The organism is Kordia sp. (assembly GCF_045105435.1).
Lineage (GTDB): Bacteria > Bacteroidota > Bacteroidia > Flavobacteriales > Flavobacteriaceae > Kordia.
In genome coordinates, this window is sequence record NZ_JBGCDL010000310.1 from 1 (window position 1) to 19,954 (window position 19,954).

Here is a 19,954-nt window from a genome sequence, read left to right on the forward strand (position 1 = left end):
CTGTTCCTGTAACTTCCTCTTCATTTGTTAGTCCGTCATTATCACAGTCTAATCCATTCCAAGAAGCTTCTACAGCTACTGTTTGACTTGCTGTTATAAAGTCACAAGGGTCGTTTGGATTTGTTCCATCGTTTGCTTCCTCTCCATCTGTTACGCCGTCTCCGTCCGTGTCTGGATCTTGTGGATCGGTTGTGTTTCCGTTTGGATCGGCTGGTGTTGCTGGATCGTCTACACCTGTTACTTCTTCTTCATTTGTAAGTCCATCATTATCACAGTCTAGACCATTCCATACTAGTAGTTAATATTGATGAAGGAGGCACTGCATTTTCTGCGCCTCCAGTTGTAGCTGAAGGTCCTCTAGTAATATTAACAGTTACGAAGGTTACACCATCTCCCACAGCAGACAAGCTACTCGTTTGAAAGCTATTTTCTGGAACTGTTCCTGACAAACCTCCCCAAGTTGTTACCACTTGAGCATTTGACTTGTTTGAGAATATGAACATCAATACAGTAAGTGTGAGCGCATACTGCAATTTGTGTGTAGTCGCTCTCTTTTTTATGATAGCATTATGATTGCTCATTTCCTCAAAAAACAACCTAACTTTTGAGTAAATTATGAATAGATATCTTAACATAAGTGAAAAGTATATTAGTACACTTCTAATTTGCTAGAAGTATATTTGGTTAGTTAGAATATTGGCTTTATATTTAAATACGAATTGAAGTTGTATACGACTTACCTGTCGTAACTAAGTAAATCGCTATTTTTCGCACTTTTATATATTGGAATTGAGTCAGTTACAGGTAGCTGAATTTGACTTCTAATAGCGTAAAGATGTAACATAATACGGTTAGTTTTTAATTAAATTAACTGTTATCCTACCCTGCTTTTGTTGGCTCGCCAAAGTTTCACAATTGCGGGGTTTTTTTATTTTATATATAGCTATACCGATTTACTCCTATAAATCATATAGACATGCTATTATTTATTTTTTAAATAAATATGTTTGATCGTTTATTGAAAATTGATAAATAGTTCTTAGAAAACTATCTAGGGGAATTATCAATATGTTTAAATGCTAGAGAAAGTTTGAATTAGATTCATAGGTTTGATTCGGGTTTTTTATGATTATTTAGAATATTTACTATTTGTAAATTTCTTGTTTTTTTACGAGAGAAATAACTGTCATAAAATTAAGACAAATAATGTTACTTGAGAACGGTTTCGCCGTACTTTGATTATGGTTTTTTTATTTTTACTTTGGTAAAGTAAAACCATATTATTATTTTCTTAAGCCCCTTTTTATAGAAATTGATTATTCTTGAACTATCAATTTTACACTCATAAATATAGTTAATATTTTCATAAATTCAAACAATTTTATAAAACTCAACTTGAAAATGTGCATTTAGTCGATTAAATCCTATATTTCCAAGACTTTAAAAAGGGTTGAAAAAATGAAAAAACAACATTAAACTTGTAATTTTCTTTAAAATAATGGAGTGATTTTTGAAGATTTAAGCGAGCTCAAAAAAAATTCTTACATTTTTTTGTCATTTTTCAGCAGAAACAACTTTATTAATTACAGTCATGTTTTAGTTATTTTCTTTTTGCGTAATTTTTATGAGCATTAAACTTCAATTATTCATTGGTTGTGCGTTTTTGGATTGCCTCCAAAATTGTTTCTGCCCTTGATTTAAACATTCTTAATTCTGGTAAAAATACTTGGTATGCCATAAAATGCGTTGTTGCAATCCTGTTTTTGTAGTCAGGATCATTTAGTGCATAATCAATGAAGTCTTTGTTGGGTTTTAATGAAATTACATCTGACCACCATGCATAGTTATTTTTAAAGTGCGAATAATTTTCTTTGATGTCTTCCGCACGCATGTCATCATCTATTTTTATTTCACGCAAACGTTTGGTATAGAATTCTATGATTTGAGTTGGTAAACTATCTTTAAATTTGTCTGTATTGAATGCTGTTAATTGATTGTATCCACGCTTGTTGAATGTAATTTCTGGAAACCCTATCATAACATGGGTATATTGCGGATTAAAAGCATAATCTATAGCCCTAACAGAATCTTTTAGTATTTTATTAAATATGGGTTTTACTTGCTTGTAAAAGAATTCCATTTTATCTATTTCCTTGATGTCATTTTTTAAATCTGTTGTAACAATATTATAGATATTGAATAGTTTTTCCGTTTCTTTTCTGTTTGAATTCCAGTTATTTAGCGAAACAGCTATTAAAATTCCAATTACCACTAAAATAATTTCGCCAGTAGCGTATACTATGTAATTCCCTAGTTTTTTCTTTTTCAAAAGCTTGCTTCTTTGGTTTCTAAATAGTTTCATAGATTATGTGTATTCCTTAAAATCCAAATCCAAATCCGAACGCAAAACGCATTCCGTCATCTGAATTGAATACTGATATGTTTGCTGCTAGCATATCTGCGCCATTAAACCAAATTCCGCCTCCGAGCGATGTATTCCATTTTTTAGAAGGATCATTTTCCACCCAAACTCTACCATAATCAAATCCACCAAAAAGACCAATATCTAGCGGCATTAAACCTGTTTTTATTTTGCGAAGGTTTAAACGAATGTCTGTCGATTGTACAAAAGCACTTTTTCCTGTAAAACGCTCATTTCTGTATCCACGCAAACCTGTATTTGCACCAAGATTGGCTCCTTGATAGAACTCAAATTCGTCTCCAAAATTTATATGTCCACGTAGTTTTGTTGCTAAAACCAATTGTCCACTTGCCACCAATTGATGATCAATAGAAAACGCTGGAATTACATACGCAAAACCTTTGGACGTACTTACGTTGTTTTTGTACCCTGTTTCTAAACTAACTTCCATTCCCATGGTTGGAAAAGCGGCATTGTTTATATTTTGAAAGTGGTATTTTGCATTGACACCATAGAAATCTTGCTTATCAAATACACTTGAATTTGCGGGAAAACTTTGTTCTAAAAAACGTCCTGCAGTCCGTTGTATTTCATTGCTTTCATACGATAATCCAGCTTGAAAGCTTCCTCCAAGTTGACCGCGCCATATTAATGATGGCGTAAATCGTATGGTTCTTATTTTTACACGATTATAGTCTAAATCGACTTCCAAACCATCATTTTCTTCTGCTTCAGGGTTTGGTGTATTGTTTCCAAATCCAAAGAAGTTTACAGCATAGTTTGGACTGTTAAAGTTGACATCTAATAGTAAATTCCAACGTCCAACTACATTCCCAAATTCTCCTGTATATCCTACATCAAATCCGTTTGTAGCAAAGTAATATGCGCCTCTAATTGTGTGGCGTGATGTAAACGGATTACGTTCAAAACCAAAGTCAGTAATTGTTGTGGAGAATCCTAATTTGAAACCATCATCTGGATTAGATCCTATGGTTGGTAATATTTGTGTAGTTCCGTTTTTTAGTTTTTTGTAATCGTATACATTGGTTTCATAATTGTCTGTCAACACTTTTGTTCCTTTGTTGGTCACAATGGTATTTTTTTTTGATCTATAATCGTAAAATGTTAGTTTTTTACCATTTTTAATATCATACGTATCATTGTTTTGTCCACCAATTAAACGTATTTTAATAAGGTTATTTCCTTTTCCAAATACATGAAATACATCGTCATCATCTAAGGCATAAATCCAGATTTCTTTGGTTTCAGTTTTCGCATATATTCGTTCGTGAAATATATCTTTTTTCTTTCCTCCTTTTATTCTGTATGCCGTAACTTTTGTTTGTCCGTTTGGCATGCGTTCCACATCAAACCAATCGTCTTTATTTGTTCCTTTTATGACCGCAAGTTTGTTAACGAGCTTGTAATACCGATCCGAGATTGCTTGTAAATTTTCACGTCTACCTTTAAGGTATTTTTTTATTTCTTCTAATGATTCGCCTCGTACTTCAGGCGGAAATGACAGAAATGCCTTTTCAATAACTTCATCAGTTACACCTTCTTGAATGCGCTTTACTTCCGCGTCCCAAATTTCTTTTTTAGACTGTTGAATGAGTTCCATATCTAACGGATATGGTTCCACATTGATCCCTTTTACATCTTCTAAGTCTTCTTCATATTTACGTAATAAACGTGCTGTAGGAATTATTTTGACCGCAGTTCCCAATAAAAAACCATCAGACATTTTTGAAAATGCTTGATCGCGATCTCTTGGCATTGGACGGTATACTTTTTTGCCGTTTTCTTTAAATTCAATCCAACGCCATTGATCTTGGTGTCTGTCCCAATCGCCAATTAACATATCAAATAAACGTGCGCGAATGTAAGATGCTTCATCAATGACTAAATCTTCATCTTTGTGCAATTGCTTCATTAAATCGTCTGTGCTCAATAATTCGTCTTGGTATCCAAAACTTGCTTTGCTGCTGTGACCTTCAGAAGTGTGTTCTTCTATCATGTACAATTCGCCACCAAACTCATCATTATATTGTCCGAGTGCATTTTGTTTTGGCACATAATATAGTATTGGATTTGTGTGATATACTTGTGCGGCATCTGCCAAAGTTCCTACTGCAAAAGGTGCATACGGATGCGCTCCTGAGAAGACATCCAACAGTAAATCTTCTGTAATGGTATCGTCAAATTGTCCTTTTATGTATTGGTCTTTAAATAAAACTGCTTGTAAATAACGCAATGCTTGTTTGCGCAACGCACGCATTACATATTGCGTTCCGTTTTTGTCTTCTAATCGCAAGGATTTTGATTGGTTTCCACCACCTTTTCGCACAGGTTTTAATCCGCCATATAAAGTATCTAAATCCACTGTTGGCGCAGTTACAGGTGTGCTGTAGAGTTCACGATACCGTTCTCCCCATAAAAATTTATAAAAACTTGATTTTTTTGTTTCTTCTTTGGTATAGATTGATGCTGTCATTTCTTTTGGAAATGTTTCTGGATATACCGTTTTTTCTTCTGTCGCTTCCGCGCGAATTACTTCTGTTTCAAACACTATTTTTTCGTCTTCAGCAGCATAAAAACGCACATAAGATGAACCATCCTTAAATACATCTAACCGAGCAAAACCTTGAGTTCCGTACGAAAATAGTCCGCCACCAACATTGCGTGTTCCCGATTTTTTAGCACCTGAACCACTTACTATTTGACGCAAATTGTCCTCTACAATGTATTGCAAACTGTGTTCATGTCCTGATACAAAGATGACTTTATCATTTTCTTGTGCTAGGGTAATGATGCGTTTTCTGAGTTCTTGATAGCGTTTATTTGAAACATCGACATTGGCAACTCCGCTTGTCGTACGAATTAAATTTTTGAGAGATCCCAATACAGGAACTGGTGATAAGTGACTTTTAAATGTGTATTGACCACCATGCGAACCATTTGTATATATTGGATGGTGCAACGCAACAATGGTTGTTTTTCCACGTGCTTTTTTGACCAAGCTACTAAATTCTTCTAAAAACTTGGTACGTGTTTTTATTTCACAATCGTCATTTATGGTTGGATGTTTGTCCCAATTAGTGATGTACCATTGTGTGTCAATTAAAATAAGTTCTATATCGTCACTTACGTGAATTTTTTCAATTGGACAGCCATTTTCCGGTAGAAATGTATTTTTCCCTAGTATGTTTTCAATATATTTTTCTTGTCGTTTTAAGCCTTCTAAACCTTTGCTATACCAATCATGATTTCCTGGAATAAAAATCGTTTGTCCTTTAAAATCTTTTACAATACTTGTTTGCGCATCTAATTGATGTGCTGCAAAAGCTCTTTTTTTATTTGATTTTTTTGGCAAACCCGCAGGATAAATATTGTCTCCTAAAAAGATTGCAGTACTATTTTTAGCAGCTTTTTGCAATTCTTTTTCCATCATTTTGAGTGCAATTGCTTTTTCGCCTAAAGGAGAGTTTCCTGCATCTCCAATTAAATAAAAAGAGTGTATAATTTCTTTGTCTTTCGGAAACGGATTCATACTTTGTTTCTCTGCATATTGTGCTTTGAAAGTCGCACATGCACTAAAACACAATAAAAGAACTACGATTCCTACTGATTGTAAAGATTTTATCATTAGTTGTTATTTGGTATTTTAAATATACTAATTCATTTTTGAAATGTTCAATTTATAGATACGTAGTTTTCTAAAAAGTGAATGACTTTTTGTTCTGGCATTTCACATGGTTTTAAAATTTCACGTGTGCTTGTACAGTAATAGTTGAGACTTATAAAGTTGTTTCCGCCTAACTTTGAAGCATAGACTTTATAGCTTTTCCCTTGGTTAAACTCACTTTTAGTCACACTATATCTAGTATTTTCATACAATACTTCCGAATATCCGAGTGGCAATTGCTGAATTTTTTTTAGCATTTTCATTTGATGCACTTCTTAAACTATAGTGTTATCATTCCTGCAAAGGTAACAAACGCTGCAAACATTTATCTAATACAGTTTCACGCGGATTTCGTAATTTTTTAGTTCCAATAGTAATTGTTGGAAAGTTTAGTTTTCTGTTTTCATACAAATTCCGAAGTGCTTCTGCATGGTCTTTATTTTTATGAACGTCTAAAAATTGATATGGAAGTTTTTTGGTTTGTAGCAGCTTTTTGTAGCAGTCTGGTTTATGACAGGTTTCTGTTCCGTATAATTTTATTTTAGGAATGCCTTTCATGTTTTATGAGTCTTCTTTTTTCTGATCATCTTACAAGAACATGTTTAACAAAACCTTATGAAAGGTTCCGTAAAATATAAGACTAATTGATACGTTTTATTCTTCTTTATAGAACATTAATTAAAGTTTAGTATTTTTACTCAAATTAAAGAAATCTTTATGGATACGCTTATTGTTGAAGTTGAAAAGTATGTTATTGACTTTTTGAATAGAAAAGTTGATAAATCTTATGTATATCACAATTTAACACATACAAAGTCAGTTGTAAATAGTACCAAAGAAATTATTGAAGGTATTAGCATTGAAGAAAAACAAGCGCAACAACTTATTATTGCTGCTTGGTTTCACGATACGGGTTATTCAAAAGGAATTGAGAACCATGAAGAAGAAAGTGTTGAAATTGCGACTAATTTTTTAAAGCAGCATGCAGTTTCTGACGAAGATTTAAACGCCATCAATGCGCTTATCATGTCAACAAAAATGGGCACTAAACCCAGTAATTTGTTGGAACAAGTAATTTGTGATGCCGATTGTGGTCATATTGGAAGCAAGAATTTTGAAGATTTAACAGAGTTGCTTCGCAAAGAGATAGAACTTACACAAGACGAATCTATTTCAGAAGCGGAATGGCTTCAGGAGAATATTGATTTTTTATCTGAAAAGCATACATTTTACACGCCTTACGCTGCAAAGAATTGGCAAAAACGCAAAGGAAAAAATCTTTCTAAATTATTAAAATCGCAGAATAAAGTTTCAAGAGATGTTCAAAAATTGAAGCAAAAGAAAGACGAATTAAAGTTTAAGAAAGAAAAAATAGAACTTCCAGAACGTGGAATTGAAACCATGTTTCGTGTTGCGTTGCGAAATCACATCACGCTAAGCGATATTGCTGACACGAAAGCAAATATACTATTATCGGTAAATGCCATTATTATTTCGATGGTGTTGTCTAATTTGGTTTCTAAACTTGATAATCCTTCCAATGATTATATGATTATCCCAACTATTATTTTCACTGTGTTTACTGTTACTTCCATGGTACTTTCTATTTTAGCGACACGACCAAATGTAACGCAAGGAAAGTTTGATAAACAAGATGTGGCTGATAAGAAAGTGAATTTATTGTTTTTTGGAAATTTCCATCAAATGAAGCTTGACGAGTTTGAATGGGCAATGGGTGAAATGATGAAAGATCGCGATTATTTGTACGGTTCACTCACAAAAGATTTATACTTTTTAGGACTCGTTTTAAACAGAAAATACGGCTTGTTACGCACTACCTATACCGTTTTTATGATTGGTATTGTAGTAAGTGTAGTGTCGTTTGTTGTTTCTTTTTACCTTAGAGATCCTGAAGCTGGTAGAAAAGTACAAGAAGCTACAATGGCGTTATTGCAATAAGATTATAGTGTATATATAGACCATTCACATATTTATAATTATACACTATTTGTGTATTGGAGACAAAAAAGTGTTATAAAAATTGAAATGGTGTTTGAAGTCGAGTTAGCGATAGCAGTGGAAAGCCCACAGCGAGTTTGCGAGCGCGGACTTGAAACGAATAGCGCGACCTAAAGCGATAGCGGAAGGAAACTCCAAAAATTAATTTAATAACATTGATGTTTTTATTTAAATTCCTCCATAAGCTCATCTATTGTCAAGGATGATTTTTTACAAAAGTCTTCCTGATATATTACTTCTACACGCAACGCTCGCAAACCGGAAACACCTTGCAGGTCTTCTAATTCGAGTTTTTCAAGCTTTCCAAAACAGTTTTTAGACTGCATATATTTGATGTACTTAATGTATTCGAGCGCGTCTTTGTCTTGCGAGTATACAATGGCAATTTTCCCAGGAACCGTTAAGCGTTGTGTCGTATTTTTAATATTTGCTTTGTCAATACGTTTTTTGATGATTTCGTAGCGAATGTTGTATGCGCCATCTACATCAAATTGTTTTTCGTCCATGCGGAATTTAATCGCAAGTGGATTGCTATGTACTAATATTAATGAAGCTACTTGCAAATCGTGCTCCATTTGCTTTCGGGCACTGTGTGCCACTTGTTCCATTTCGTACATGTTTTGCAATTGCCACAAACGCAAGTTGTACAAGTATAGTTTGTGAAACGCTTTATCTTTTACCAACGATTGCCCGATGTACATGTTATACTCAACACCATCCGTTTTGTAACGTTCAAAGTAATGCGGAAACATCATTTGCGCTTCTTCCTGCTTTTTGTCAATGTACGTAGACAGTTTTATGTTTAGGATATTTACACTGTCTTCGTATGCTTTTCGCTTGTCGTATACAACTTTCAAATTGTCATCTAAGCTATTGATATATTCTGTGATTAATAGTGCTAACGTAGGACTTGTGGCTTTTAAATGATTGAATACCGGATAGATATCTTTCTTTAAAAATTGTAAAATTCCAACTTCATCACCTGCTTTTAAACCTTCTTTTGTTTCGTTTAGATACGAAACTATACGAAAAATTAACTCTTCATAAATAGGTAAATTATCTTGTTGCAAAGCGGCTTCTAGCACTTTTATAGCCAATTGCAATTGTGTTGTTAAATCTTCTTTTATAGCTTCATTTCGCGCCAAAGATGAACCTTTAATATCACTTTGTCCAAATAACGGATATACTTCTTCAAATACAATATCTTCAATTACTGGATCTTCTATTTGATCTGCTATTTTTTGTTGATATTTCTCTGCTGCATCATAAAAACGCCATTTTACCGAAGAATGAATTGACGTGTATTGTTCTTGAATAGTAGCTTCTAATATGTTTTGATAATCTTCGGAAGCACGTGAAACCGCCGATTGAAATACAGGAATAATGTCCTTTAGTTTTTGTTGATTTACAGAATTTAACTCGTACGCTCTTGGAGAAGCAATTTCTAACACGGCCAAATCTCTTCCTTTTGAAGCTACAATTGGAATTAAGATGATACTTTGAATTCCTTGTGCTTTTAGTCGTTTGTAAAAATCATTTTCACCAGATAGTTGTGCGTATTGTTCCAGATCGGAAATAGCAATTTCTTCTTTTTTATTAAAAATACGATCTGTAATGCCTTTGCAGAAAAACTCATTACACTCCACTTCTTTTTCGTTGTTAAATAACAAACTTTCAGATCGTTTTAGATGACTTCTTTTTGTGTCTTTATCAATATTCCCGAATACGGAAAAGCCTAATTTTAAATCTCTTATATTAAAAAACTCACTTAAGTTTTTACGCAATGAAGCTACTAAATTATCATCGCTTCGCAGTAAGTTTTCACGAATAGATGATAAAGTTTCGTCAAAAGTAACATCAAATAAATTCATGATTCCGAATCCTTTGAAAATGTAACTATCTGGTGGAAACTTTTGTTTCCACACTTCAATATTGTCGTAATTGTCTAGTAGTAAATGAACGTCTTCTTTGGTAATTTTTGGCGCATTTTCGGTTGGAATTACTTGGCAAAAATCGCCATTAAAAGCAACTCTATAGTGTTTTGTAATTCCTAATTTATTATCTGGAATATCAAAAAAGAAAGGTCGTTTTAAATCTATTGTATATCCGTAATACACATTTAGGATTAACACACAGGCGTGCAAATACAATTCTTTTTCATCTAAATTTCGTGCTGTAAAATCGTAGGCATCACCTACATTTTCTAGTATTTTTTTGAGTCGATTAGAGTATTTGAATGATTGAAACGAAAATGGAATGGTTGCCACTTTAATTTCATTATTAGTAAGAATTTCAGGAAACAATCCATCTAAAACTAAATCAATTTGCTCCTTATAATCTTCAAGTTTTGAGAAGTCTGTAAAGCCTTCACGCAATACCGGATATTTATCCAAATACTCTGTAATTTCAACTGCAGATTTGTGATACGGATGATTTTTGTCCTCCACATATTTGTCATAAAAAGAAATAACTTGATCGAAACTAATGACCAATTGTAAAGGTAAATTTAGCGTGTGATGTGTGTGTTTCTTGTCCATAATCGAAACTGTTTGATTTACAAAGATATGAAATCCTATTCTTAGTGTTTATTATTCCTCTTTCTTTAGACGTTTGTTTGTGAATTATGTTACAGAATTTAAGACTTGCTTAGATTGTTAGCGTTTTTAGTTGTGTGTTATTAAAAATGCATTGATTTGAAGCGTCTTTGCGAAAGTTTTGAAAAAACTTGTGGCAATCTGTTTGTTTCAAATACAAATTTTGATCTGTTAGAAACAGATTGCTTCGTCCTGCTTCCTTGTAAGAACGTTTTAAATGATTTTAATTCAGACGACTTACTTAGATTGTTAGACGTGCGCTTCGCTTTTGGGGTTTTTGCTAATGAAATCACTTTTATGTTTCAAAGTACTTCTCGATACAATTTTTCTTCATTGCATTCCGAAAAATCACTCGAAGAGACGTTTGGAATTCTATATCACATTTGAAACACTAACGTCTTTTCGATTTTTGAGTGAAGCGAAAAAATTGCACTTCGGTAAACTCAGCAGAACTATCGAGAAATACTTAGATTTTTAGACTTGTTAGATTTTTTCACATAACGTCACACTGAACTTTTATGCTGAGCGAAATTGAAGTGTGATTTAATATTGTTTTAGCATCTTTCCGTTCAACTTTTAGAATACTCTATATTACAATCAAAAAAAGAACATCTTTACAAAAAAGATTCTTCATCTTGTTTTTTTAACAATTTATTACTTATTTTTACTGAAAGAAATTTCTTTTTTAAGTCTGACAAACCGAAACAAAGACTAAAAATATTGAAAGTAGGTATTATATTAAATACACTAATCATGTTAAAAAACATCTTAGAACTAAACGGAGTTACCAAATTAAATAAAGAACAACAAAGCAGTGTATGTGGTGGTGTTACAAGAGAAGAGTACTGTGACACATTAAGAACTATGATCGTTGATGCTATTAATGGAAATGGAGGAACTAATGACGTATCACTTTCTTCTCATTTTTATAACGTAAATTGCGCTGCACACGGACAAGGTCCTATTTACTAGTAGCACTCAAAAGTTGTCTAAAAAGTGATACTCTTTAGACAACTTTTTTAAAACATAATATGAAATATTTACAGGTATTTTTCTTAATATTTTTTATCAATAGTTCTTTTGGCTATGAGCATACAATTCCTTTTGAGCTCGTTCATAATAATATCATATTACATTCACAACTCAACGGAATTGACTGTAAATTAATGTATGATACTGGCGCGCGTTCTTTTCTTTTGAATACAGAATTTGCAAGCAAAAATTCTATTACAGCAGCAAAAGCTTTCCGAGGACAATTAAAAGGTACTTTTGGTGATGCTAGTATGAAAATAAAATACCTACTCATTGAGGATTTAGATGCGATTGCAGGCGATTTGTATGATGGAATTATTGGAATTGATTTTTTTAAAGATTTTATTGTAAAGATTGATTACAAAAATAAAGTATTGAGTTTGTCTGATTCTTTTGAAGTTTCCACAGATTATATAAAAGTACCAACCAATCATCTCCTCCGAAATCCGACGTTTTTGTATTGGTTTACCGCTAAAGTTGAAATTCAACTTTCTAACGGAAAAACAATACAAGGAAATTTTTTAATTGATACAGGAAGCGGAAGAAGCGTTTCTTTCACTAATAAAATTTCCAAAGCATTACTCAATGACGATTCCCTAAAAAAAGTACCAACCAAAGGCGCAAAAAGTAGTTTTATTGGGTTTAAAAATCCAACGTATGTAAAAGTTCCAAGTGTAACAATTGGTAATTTTTCAGCAACCGATTATGTGGTGGATTGTAATACCGATATTCATAAAGAAACCACAAAAGTGATTGACGGCATTTTAGGAAGTGAATTTTTAAAAAACTTTACGATTGTGATCAATTTTAAAGAATCTTCAATCTATTTTAAGCGAAATACAACTTCAAATGAACCAATTACCAATTCTTTTTATTCTGATGGATTTCAACTGAAAGATCACCGAAAATCTGGAAAAGGTATTTTAATTTCTTCAATCATACAATCTGACTTGTTTGAACATCCTATAAAAATTGGAGATGAATTATTGGAAGTTGACGGCAAACCTGTGAGTAACATCAATTTCAATTTATTAGAAAAAAAGAAAAGCCAACTCAACAGCAAAATTCTTTACAAAATCAAGCGAAAAAGAAAAGTCTTTTCTATTACTACGAAAGTAAAAGATATTTTTGAGTGAGTTTTAAATTTTGAACTTGCCTAGATTACTAAACTTCTTAGATTTTACCGTTTTGATTCCGAGTACTTCTCGATACAATTTTTCTTCATTTTATTCCGAAAAATCAATCGAAGAGACGATTTGCAGTTGTAAAACGCATTTGAAACATGAACGCATTTTGAAGCAGCGCGGAAAGAAATCGATTTTATACACTCCTAACTCTCCGGTGCCAACTCAACCTCCAAACCATCCAACTCAGCCGTCATTTGAATTTGGCAACCCAAACGGCTGTTGTCTTCTACGTAGAACGCTTCTGCAAGCATCATATCTTCGTCAACGCTCATTTCGGGTAATGCATGCTCAGATTTCACATAACATTGACACGAAGCACACATGGCCATTCCACCACAAATTCCAATCGTTCCTTCGGGAGCGAGTTCGTATGAACGTACGACTTCCATAAGATTCATTGCCATATCGGTTGGCGCTTGTATTTCGTGTGTAACGCCTTCTCGGTCTGTTATTTTTATGTTGATGTCTACTTGTGACATTTTAGATGTACGATTTTATGATTTACGATTGTTGATTGTTGATTGTTGATTGTTGATTGTTGATTGTTGATTGTTGATTGTTGATTGTTCTCGATACTATTTTTTCGCTTTGCTCAAAAATCACTCGAACTGATGTTCTACTATGATTCGTCTTTACGAGGAACGATAGTGACGTGGTAATCTGTTTATCGTAAAAACAAATTCTGCTATTTGAAGTAACAGATTGCCACGAATCTTTCAAAATTCTCGCAATGACGTTTCAATTCAACGTTAATTTATTGCCTTTACAACTGCTTTTGGTGCTTCTTTACGCGTTCCATCAAAACCATCAATTCCGCTTACAGTGGTGTATTTCATTACATATTTTTTGTCTGGAAATATACGCTGATATGCACTTTGACACATTAAGGTTGCTTCGTGAAATCCGCAAAGAATCAACTTCAACTTTCCGGGATAGGTATTTACATCACCAATAGCGTAAATTCCTGGAATGTTCGTTTGATAGTCGAGCGTATTGTCAACTTTAATTGCGTTTTTCTCAATTTCTAATCCCCAATCTCCAATTGGACCCAATTTTGGTGCCAATCCGAATAGTGGAATAAAATGATCGGTTTCTAAAGTAAACGATTCTTCTCCTTTTTTTACAACCTCAACACCAGTTACCTGTTCTTCTCCATGAATTCCTGTGATTTCCGCAGGCGTTATTAGGTTAATTTTTCCTGCATTTTTGAGTTCCTGTACTTTTTCAACAGAATCTAATGCGCCACGGAATTCCGTTCGTCTGTGTACTAAGGTAACTTCCGAAGCTACGTCTGTTAAGAAGATACTCCAATCGAGTGCAGAATCTCCTCCACCCGCAATGACAACTTTTTTGTTGCGATATATTTCTGGATCACGAATGATATATTCGACACCTTTGTCTTCGTAGTTTGCTAAGTCTTGAATTGGTGGTTTTCGCGGCTCAAAACTTCCCAATCCGCCAGCAATGGCAACAATTGGCGCATGATGTTTTGTTCCTTTATTTGTAGTTACGATGAATGTTCCATCGTTTAGCTTTTCAATGGTTTGCGCGCGTTCTCCTAGTGTAAATTTAGGTTCAAACGGCTCAATTTGTTTCATTAAATTGTCTACCAAATCGCCCGCCAATACTTCAGGATATCCTGGAATATCATAGATTGGTTTTTTTGGATAAATTTCTGAGCATTGTCCACCTGGTTGTGGCAACGCATCTATTAAGTGACATTTTAATTTTAATAATCCTGCTTCAAATACAGCAAAAAGTCCTGTAGGACCTGCTCCAATAATGAGTATATCGGTTTTAATCATTTTTCTTTACTAATAATTCTGATACAAAAATAATAAGTGCGCGTGTGCGTTTTTATGACATTTATCAGTTAGTCAACGCTGACTACTTTTTCTATTTGTGGCACGTGTTTTTTAATGGTCATTTCAACACCCGATTTTAGTGTCATTTGATTCACACTACAACCTACGCATGCACCTTCAAGCTGTACTTTTACTAGGCTATCATTTTCAATTCCTACGAGTCTGATATCGCCACCATCACTCTGTAAAAAGGGACGAATTTCGTCTAAAGCCTTTTCTACATTGTCTTTTATTTCTTCGCTAGTCATCTGTATCTTGTGTTTAGGTGATTTATTTTTTCACGGCTGAACATCCAGCCATTGTTGTAATTTTTATAACTTCCGTAGCAGGCAAACTGTCGTTTCTGTTTACCACTTCTTGCACTACATTTTGAGTTAATTTCTCAAAAGCTGCTTCAATTAGTGAACCTGTTTGCATTGCTGCTGGTCTTCCTACATCTCCAGCTTCACGAATGCTTTGCACCAATGGAATTTCTCCTAAAAATGGCACTTCTATATCTTGTGCTAAATGCTTTGCACCTTCTTTTCCAAAGATGTAATATTTGTTATTTGGCAACTCTTCAGGAGTAAAGTACGCCATATTTTCTATAATTCCCAATACTGGAACGTTTATACTTTCTTGCTGAAACATTGCTACACCCTTTTTTGCATCTGCCAAAGCGACATTTTGTGGTGTACTTACAACCACTGCGCCCGTGATTGGTAGCGATTGCATGATGCTTAAATGAATGTCTCCAGTTCCTGGAGGTAAATCGATTAGTAAAAAGTCGATTTCGCCCCAAGCGGCATCAAAAATCATTTGGTTTAAGGCTTTGCTTGCCATTGGTCCACGCCAAACTACTGCTTGATTTGGTTTTGTAAAGAATCCGATAGAAAGAATTTTAACTCCGTAACTTTCTACAGGTTTCATTTTTGATGCACCATCTACACGAACTGCTAGTGGTTTTTCGCCTTCCACATCAAACATTATTGGCATTGATGGTCCGTAAATATCGGCATCTAATACGCCCACTTTAAAACCCATTCCCGCTAAGGTTACCGCTAAATTTGCTGTTACAGTTGATTTCCCTACACCACCTTTTCCAGAAGCAACAGCAATAATGTTTTTAACATTTGGCAATTGCTTTCCTTTTATTTCTGGTTTTGCTGGCGCTTCAACCTTTATATTTACTTTTACTTTTGCATCTGCATATACTTTTTGGCGCAATACCGCAGTAATGTCTGCTTCTACTTTTTTCTTTGCCTGTAATGCAGGATTTGTAATAACGATATCTACTACAATTTCATCAGCAAATGTCATGATGTTTCGGATGGCTCCGCTTGCAACCATATTTGCACCTTCACCAGGAACGGTAATGGTACTTAATGCTGCTTGTATATCTTTCTTTTCTATTTTCACTTGAATGTATTTTTATCAATAATATAAATTGATTCTAAATTGCAAAGATACAGCGAAATGTTTAGAATTTGAAGTTGTTGTATTGAAATGATTGATTGCGCGATACAATCTTATTATGATACTTTACCTACTACACTTTGTCGAAAAGTAGCAGCTTTGTTATTTTTTGAGGGTATTTTTTCTTTTATTTGTTTATCCCTCCCCCGATTAAATGTTACCTACTTATGAAACAACTTTATTTTTCGTTGCTTTTACTATTTTCTGTACAAGCAATTCAAGCCCAAATTGTAAATATTGGAGATCCAAATCTCAAAACCGAATTAATTGCCGATGGTGTTGATACTAATGGTGATGGAGAAATTCAAATTAGTGAAGCACTTGCGGTTACTAGTTTAAACATAAGTGGCAATCAAACGAGAACTTTTGAAGGTATTGATCAATTTACAAATCTTACAAGTTTGACTATTGGATCAGCATCTTATCCTTTTGATGAATACACTAATCTTGATTTAAGAAAATTAACAAATCTTGAAGTTCTGAACTGTTCTTTTGGTATCAATGGAGAAGTGAATGTTTCTGATTTGAATAACTTGAGAGTATTAAATGCAGGAGTTGCTACATTTAGTAATATTTATAAATTTAATTTAACAGGAGCAACCAACTTAGAAGAGTTTATATATGGCCCAACAAATTCGGGAGAACCTAATGAACCACCAGTCCAGGCATATTTTAACAATTTAACAAGTTTAAAGAGATTAGAAGTATACCAAAATAGGATTACTTCTTTAGAGATTGGAAATTTATCAAACTTGGAAGCCTTGTATTGTTCAACGAATGAAATTACATCTTTAGACTTGTCTAATTTAACCAACCTTACACAGTTTTCATGTATTCAGAATCAACTAACTTCATTAGACTTAAGTAATACCAATGTTTCTAATGATTTGAATTTTTCTTATAATCCGTTAACAACTTTAAATACAAGAGATGGAGTTGTAAATAGCTTTAATAATTCTGCTTTTGAAAACACCAATATTCAGTTTATCTGCTCTGATGCAAGCGAGCTTACAACAGTTCAAAACAGTGTTACGAGTGCAGGATATACAGGTGTTACTTTTGAAACCGATTGCGCACCAACACCTAGCACTCCATATTATACTATTCAAGGAAAAAACACTTTAGATACTGACTTAAACGGTTGCGATGTTGGAGACAGTTTTTTAGCAGCAGTTGAATATACCATTTCAGATGGCACAAATGATGTAACAATTTATACAGACAAGCTTGGGAATTATGAATTTGTTGGAAAAGCAGGTACGTATACCATTACACCTACTGTTCCTGATTCAAATTATTACACATTTTCTCCTGCAAGTGTTACAGTAAACCTTCCGGCAGATGGAACTATAGTTATACAAGATTTTTGTTTAACTCCAAATGGAGCTCCTGTAGTAACTTCTCTTTCTGCGCAACTAAAAAATGATATTATTGCGCAAACGAATGTTGACACGAATGGCGATGGCGAAATACAAATTACGGAAGCTGAAAGTGTGACAAGTTTAAACGTAATAAGTCCAATTATTAAAGGATTAGATGATTTTATAAATATTGAAACGCTAAATTGTAATGGTTCTTCAATTTTTGCCGATCCTTTTAATACAGTTTGGGTGTTACACTTAGACGTAAGTCCGTTGGTTAATTTGAAAAACTTGTACGCTTCTGGGAATCGAATCGCCACGTTAGATGTAAGTCAAAATACAAATGTGGAACGTTTAGATTGTAGCGGAAACTTGCTAAATTCTTTACTAGTAACCAATAACCCAAATTTAAAATATTTATCTTGTGGAAATATTACAGCAGGCCCATTTATTCCTCCTGGCGCATATTCTGAGGTAAACAGAAATACGTTTAAAACATTAGATTTGAGCAATAATACTTTGTTAGAATCTGTAAATTGCTCGTATGCTACCATGGAAGGAATTGTTTTTGGAAGCAACACAAACTTAGAAACAATTTACTGCATAAACAATGGCCTTACTTCGCTTGACATTTCGCAACTTCCAAATTTAAAAACCTTGCATTGTTATACAAATGATGGTACAAGTGGTTATATTCCAAATAGTGAATCTAATCAACTTACAGCACTAGATACTTCACAAAATACAAACCTAGAAAACTTGTTATGTTATGGAAATGCTATCACTTCTTTAGACACCTCTTTAAATATAAACTTAGAAAATCTTAGTTGCAGCAGTAACCTTTTAACTTCTATTGATATTTCGCAAAATAGCAACTTGCTTTATTTTAACTGCAGTAATAATCCACTAAACAGTTTTGATATTTCGCAAAATACAGGATTAAAAACATTAGGCTGTGCCAATATTGGACTCACCACGCTAGATTTAAGTACGCTTCCAGAGTTATTCAGCATAAATTGTTCTGATAATCAACTAACAACACTCGATATTTCTCAAAATCCAGCACTTCAATATTTGACTTGTCAAAACAACCTAATTACACAGTTATTTGTAAAAAATGGAAATAATTTTGAGACCACCGTTACAGATGATTATTACTATACGTATCATTTTAGGTATTCAGGAAATCCACTAGAATATATCTGTGCAGACGATTTTGAAATTGAGGAAATTTTAAATTATATGCCTTCTACTATAAATGCGGCAGTTAACACCTATTGCTCGTTTACACCAGGCGGAAGCTACAATACTATTCAAGGAACAGTTCGTTTTGATGGAAATAGTAACGGTTGTGATGTAAACGATAACACATATCAATTCTTGAATTTTAATTTAACAAATAGTGCAAACGAAACTTCCACAATTGCAACACAAACGGATGGTTCGTATGCGTTTTATGCTGCTGATGATGATTCGTACACAGTAACTCCTGTACTTGAAAATCCAGCATATTTTACGGTTTCTCCAGCAAGTATTACGGTCAATTTCCCAACTGATGCGAGTCCGTTTACACAAGATTTCTGTGTAACACCAAATGGTACACATAATGATGTGGATATACTATTGATTCCTTTAAATCAAGCCAGACCAGGTTTTAACACCAATTACAAAGTAGTCTATAAAAACAAAGGAAATACAATAGTATCTGGCGCAATTAATTTGACGTTTGAAGATGATTTTATGGATCTTGTTTCTTCGAATCCTATGACAGATTCACAAGCTGTTAATTCACTACTGTGGAATTATACGAATTTATTGCCGTTTGAATCGCGTGAAATTTTCTTCACAATGAATTTAAACGCACCAACAGATTCGTCATTTCCTTTAAATGCTGATGATACTTTAGCTTTTGAAGCTACAATTAGTCCTGTAGTTACTGATGAAACTATGGACGACAATACAAATACGCTTTCGCAAATTGTGGTGAATTCTTTTGATCCGAATGATAAAAATTGCTTGCAAGGAACTGAAGTCACAACGGATGTTGTTGGAAAGTATGTAGACTATATGATTCGTTTTGAAAACACAGGAACTGCCAATGCAATCAATGTTGTTGTAAAAGATGAGATTGATACCGCAATGTTTGATCCAAGCACATTGATTGTCACAAATGCAAGTCATTCCGTTGCTACAAGATTTACCAATGCAAACACGGTAGAGTTTATTTTTCAAAATATCAATTTGCCTTTTGATGATGCTTCTAATGATGGTTTTGTGACGTTTAAAATAAAAACACTTCCCACTTTAGACATTAACGATACGTTTGAAAATGAT

At 33.7% G+C, this 19,954-nt stretch carries 15 protein-coding genes and 1 pseudogene; 4 read left to right on the forward strand and 12 right to left on the reverse strand.

Annotated features, from left to right (window positions below; genetic code table 11):
• The 7 genes and pseudogenes from AB8B65_RS15900 to AB8B65_RS15930 all read right to left on the reverse strand — a co-directional run.
• On the reverse strand, positions 1 to 97 hold a 97-nt coding region (locus AB8B65_RS15900), incomplete at its 3' end, for a hypothetical protein (RefSeq protein ID WP_405302269.1).
• Between the two features lie 15 nt (positions 98 to 112).
• Positions 113 to 259 (reverse strand): annotated as a pseudogene (locus AB8B65_RS15905) (hypothetical protein); the annotation flags it as partial.
• 10 nt (positions 260 to 269) lie between these two features.
• A complete protein-coding gene (locus AB8B65_RS15910; RefSeq protein WP_405302253.1) occupies positions 270 to 635 on the reverse strand; it encodes a hypothetical protein in 366 nt (121 codons plus the stop codon).
• 1,007 nt (positions 636 to 1,642) lie between these two features.
• Positions 1,643 to 2,329, reverse strand: coding sequence for a DUF6090 family protein (locus AB8B65_RS15915; RefSeq protein WP_405302254.1), 687 nt, complete (start codon positions 2,327 to 2,329; stop codon positions 1,643 to 1,645).
• A gap of 49 nt (positions 2,330 to 2,378) precedes the next feature.
• Positions 2,379 to 6,068 (reverse strand): metallophosphoesterase, encoded by a 3,690-nt coding sequence (locus AB8B65_RS15920; RefSeq protein WP_405302255.1) that lies wholly within the window; start codon positions 6,066 to 6,068, stop codon positions 2,379 to 2,381.
• Positions 6,069 to 6,115: 47 nt separating this feature from the next.
• A complete protein-coding gene (locus AB8B65_RS15925; RefSeq protein ID WP_405302257.1) occupies positions 6,116 to 6,370 on the reverse strand; it encodes a peptide methionine sulfoxide reductase in 255 nt (84 codons plus the stop codon).
• Between the two features lie 28 nt (positions 6,371 to 6,398).
• A complete protein-coding gene (locus tag AB8B65_RS15930) occupies positions 6,399 to 6,665 on the reverse strand; it encodes a glutaredoxin family protein (protein ID WP_405302258.1) in 267 nt (88 codons plus the stop codon).
• Between the two features lie 159 nt (positions 6,666 to 6,824).
• Here AB8B65_RS15930 and AB8B65_RS15935 point away from each other — a divergent pair, with 159 nt between their 5' ends.
• Positions 6,825 to 8,066 (forward strand): Pycsar system effector family protein, encoded by a 1,242-nt coding sequence (locus tag AB8B65_RS15935; protein ID WP_405302259.1) that lies wholly within the window; start codon positions 6,825 to 6,827, stop codon positions 8,064 to 8,066.
• Positions 8,067 to 8,290: 224 nt separating this feature from the next.
• Here the strand turns inward: AB8B65_RS15935 and AB8B65_RS15940 are convergent, their stop codons facing one another.
• Complete coding sequence (locus AB8B65_RS15940) at positions 8,291 to 10,663, reverse strand: GAF domain-containing protein (protein WP_405302260.1); 2,373 nt, start codon at positions 10,661 to 10,663, stop codon at positions 8,291 to 8,293.
• 810 nt (positions 10,664 to 11,473) lie between these two features.
• Between AB8B65_RS15940 and AB8B65_RS15945 the strand changes: the two genes are divergently transcribed.
• The gene (locus AB8B65_RS15945; RefSeq protein WP_405302261.1) at positions 11,474 to 11,692 is read left to right on the forward strand and encodes a hypothetical protein; all 219 of its coding nucleotides are present in this window, start codon (positions 11,474 to 11,476) and stop codon (positions 11,690 to 11,692) included.
• A gap of 59 nt (positions 11,693 to 11,751) precedes the next feature.
• Positions 11,752 to 12,888: an aspartyl protease family protein gene (locus AB8B65_RS15950; protein ID WP_405302262.1), complete on the forward strand. Its 1,137-nt coding sequence runs from the start codon at positions 11,752 to 11,754 to the stop codon at positions 12,886 to 12,888.
• A 194-nt stretch (positions 12,889 to 13,082) separates the two neighbouring features.
• Here the strand turns inward: AB8B65_RS15950 and AB8B65_RS15955 are convergent, their stop codons facing one another.
• From AB8B65_RS15955 to AB8B65_RS15970, 4 genes are all read right to left on the reverse strand, one after another.
• Entirely contained in the window at positions 13,083 to 13,418 is a 336-nt protein-coding gene (locus AB8B65_RS15955) for a 2Fe-2S iron-sulfur cluster-binding protein (RefSeq protein WP_405302263.1), read from the reverse strand.
• A gap of 270 nt (positions 13,419 to 13,688) precedes the next feature.
• Positions 13,689 to 14,744 (reverse strand): NAD(P)/FAD-dependent oxidoreductase, encoded by a 1,056-nt coding sequence (locus AB8B65_RS15960; RefSeq protein WP_405302264.1) that lies wholly within the window; start codon positions 14,742 to 14,744, stop codon positions 13,689 to 13,691.
• 68 nt (positions 14,745 to 14,812) lie between these two features.
• A complete protein-coding gene (locus AB8B65_RS15965; RefSeq protein ID WP_405302265.1) occupies positions 14,813 to 15,052 on the reverse strand; it encodes a NifU family protein in 240 nt (79 codons plus the stop codon).
• Between the two features lie 22 nt (positions 15,053 to 15,074).
• On the reverse strand, positions 15,075 to 16,202 hold the full coding sequence (locus AB8B65_RS15970) for a P-loop NTPase (RefSeq protein ID WP_405302266.1): 1,128 nt from the start codon (positions 16,200 to 16,202) through the stop codon (positions 15,075 to 15,077).
• 224 nt (positions 16,203 to 16,426) lie between these two features.
• Here AB8B65_RS15970 and AB8B65_RS15975 point away from each other — a divergent pair.
• Positions 16,427 to 19,954, forward strand: a 3,528-nt coding sequence (locus AB8B65_RS15975) for a leucine-rich repeat domain-containing protein (protein WP_405302268.1), incomplete at its 3' end; no start/stop codon positions are given.

Excerpts from the sequence above, each read along its gene's own strand:
- AB8B65_RS15910 (WP_405302253.1), bottom strand. The coding sequence starts at position 635 with ATGTTAAGATATCTATTCATAATTTACTCAAAAGTTAGGTTGTTTTTT.
- AB8B65_RS15920 (WP_405302255.1), bottom strand. The coding sequence starts at position 6,068 with ATGATAAAATCTTTACAATCAGTAGGAATCGTAGTTCTTTTATTGTGT.
- AB8B65_RS15925 (WP_405302257.1), bottom strand. The coding sequence starts at position 6,370 with ATGAAAATGCTAAAAAAAATTCAGCAATTGCCACTCGGATATTCGGAA.
- AB8B65_RS15930 (WP_405302258.1), bottom strand. The coding sequence starts at position 6,665 with ATGAAAGGCATTCCTAAAATAAAATTATACGGAACAGAAACCTGTCAT.
- AB8B65_RS15935 (WP_405302259.1), top strand. The coding sequence starts at position 6,825 with ATGGATACGCTTATTGTTGAAGTTGAAAAGTATGTTATTGACTTTTTG.
- AB8B65_RS15940 (WP_405302260.1), bottom strand. The coding sequence starts at position 10,663 with ATGGACAAGAAACACACACATCACACGCTAAATTTACCTTTACAATTG.
- AB8B65_RS15945 (WP_405302261.1), top strand. The coding sequence starts at position 11,474 with ATGTTAAAAAACATCTTAGAACTAAACGGAGTTACCAAATTAAATAAA.
- AB8B65_RS15950 (WP_405302262.1), top strand. The coding sequence starts at position 11,752 with ATGAAATATTTACAGGTATTTTTCTTAATATTTTTTATCAATAGTTCT.
- AB8B65_RS15955 (WP_405302263.1), bottom strand. The coding sequence starts at position 13,418 with ATGTCACAAGTAGACATCAACATAAAAATAACAGACCGAGAAGGCGTT.
- AB8B65_RS15960 (WP_405302264.1), bottom strand. The coding sequence starts at position 14,744 with ATGATTAAAACCGATATACTCATTATTGGAGCAGGTCCTACAGGACTT.
- AB8B65_RS15965 (WP_405302265.1), bottom strand. The coding sequence starts at position 15,052 with ATGACTAGCGAAGAAATAAAAGACAATGTAGAAAAGGCTTTAGACGAA.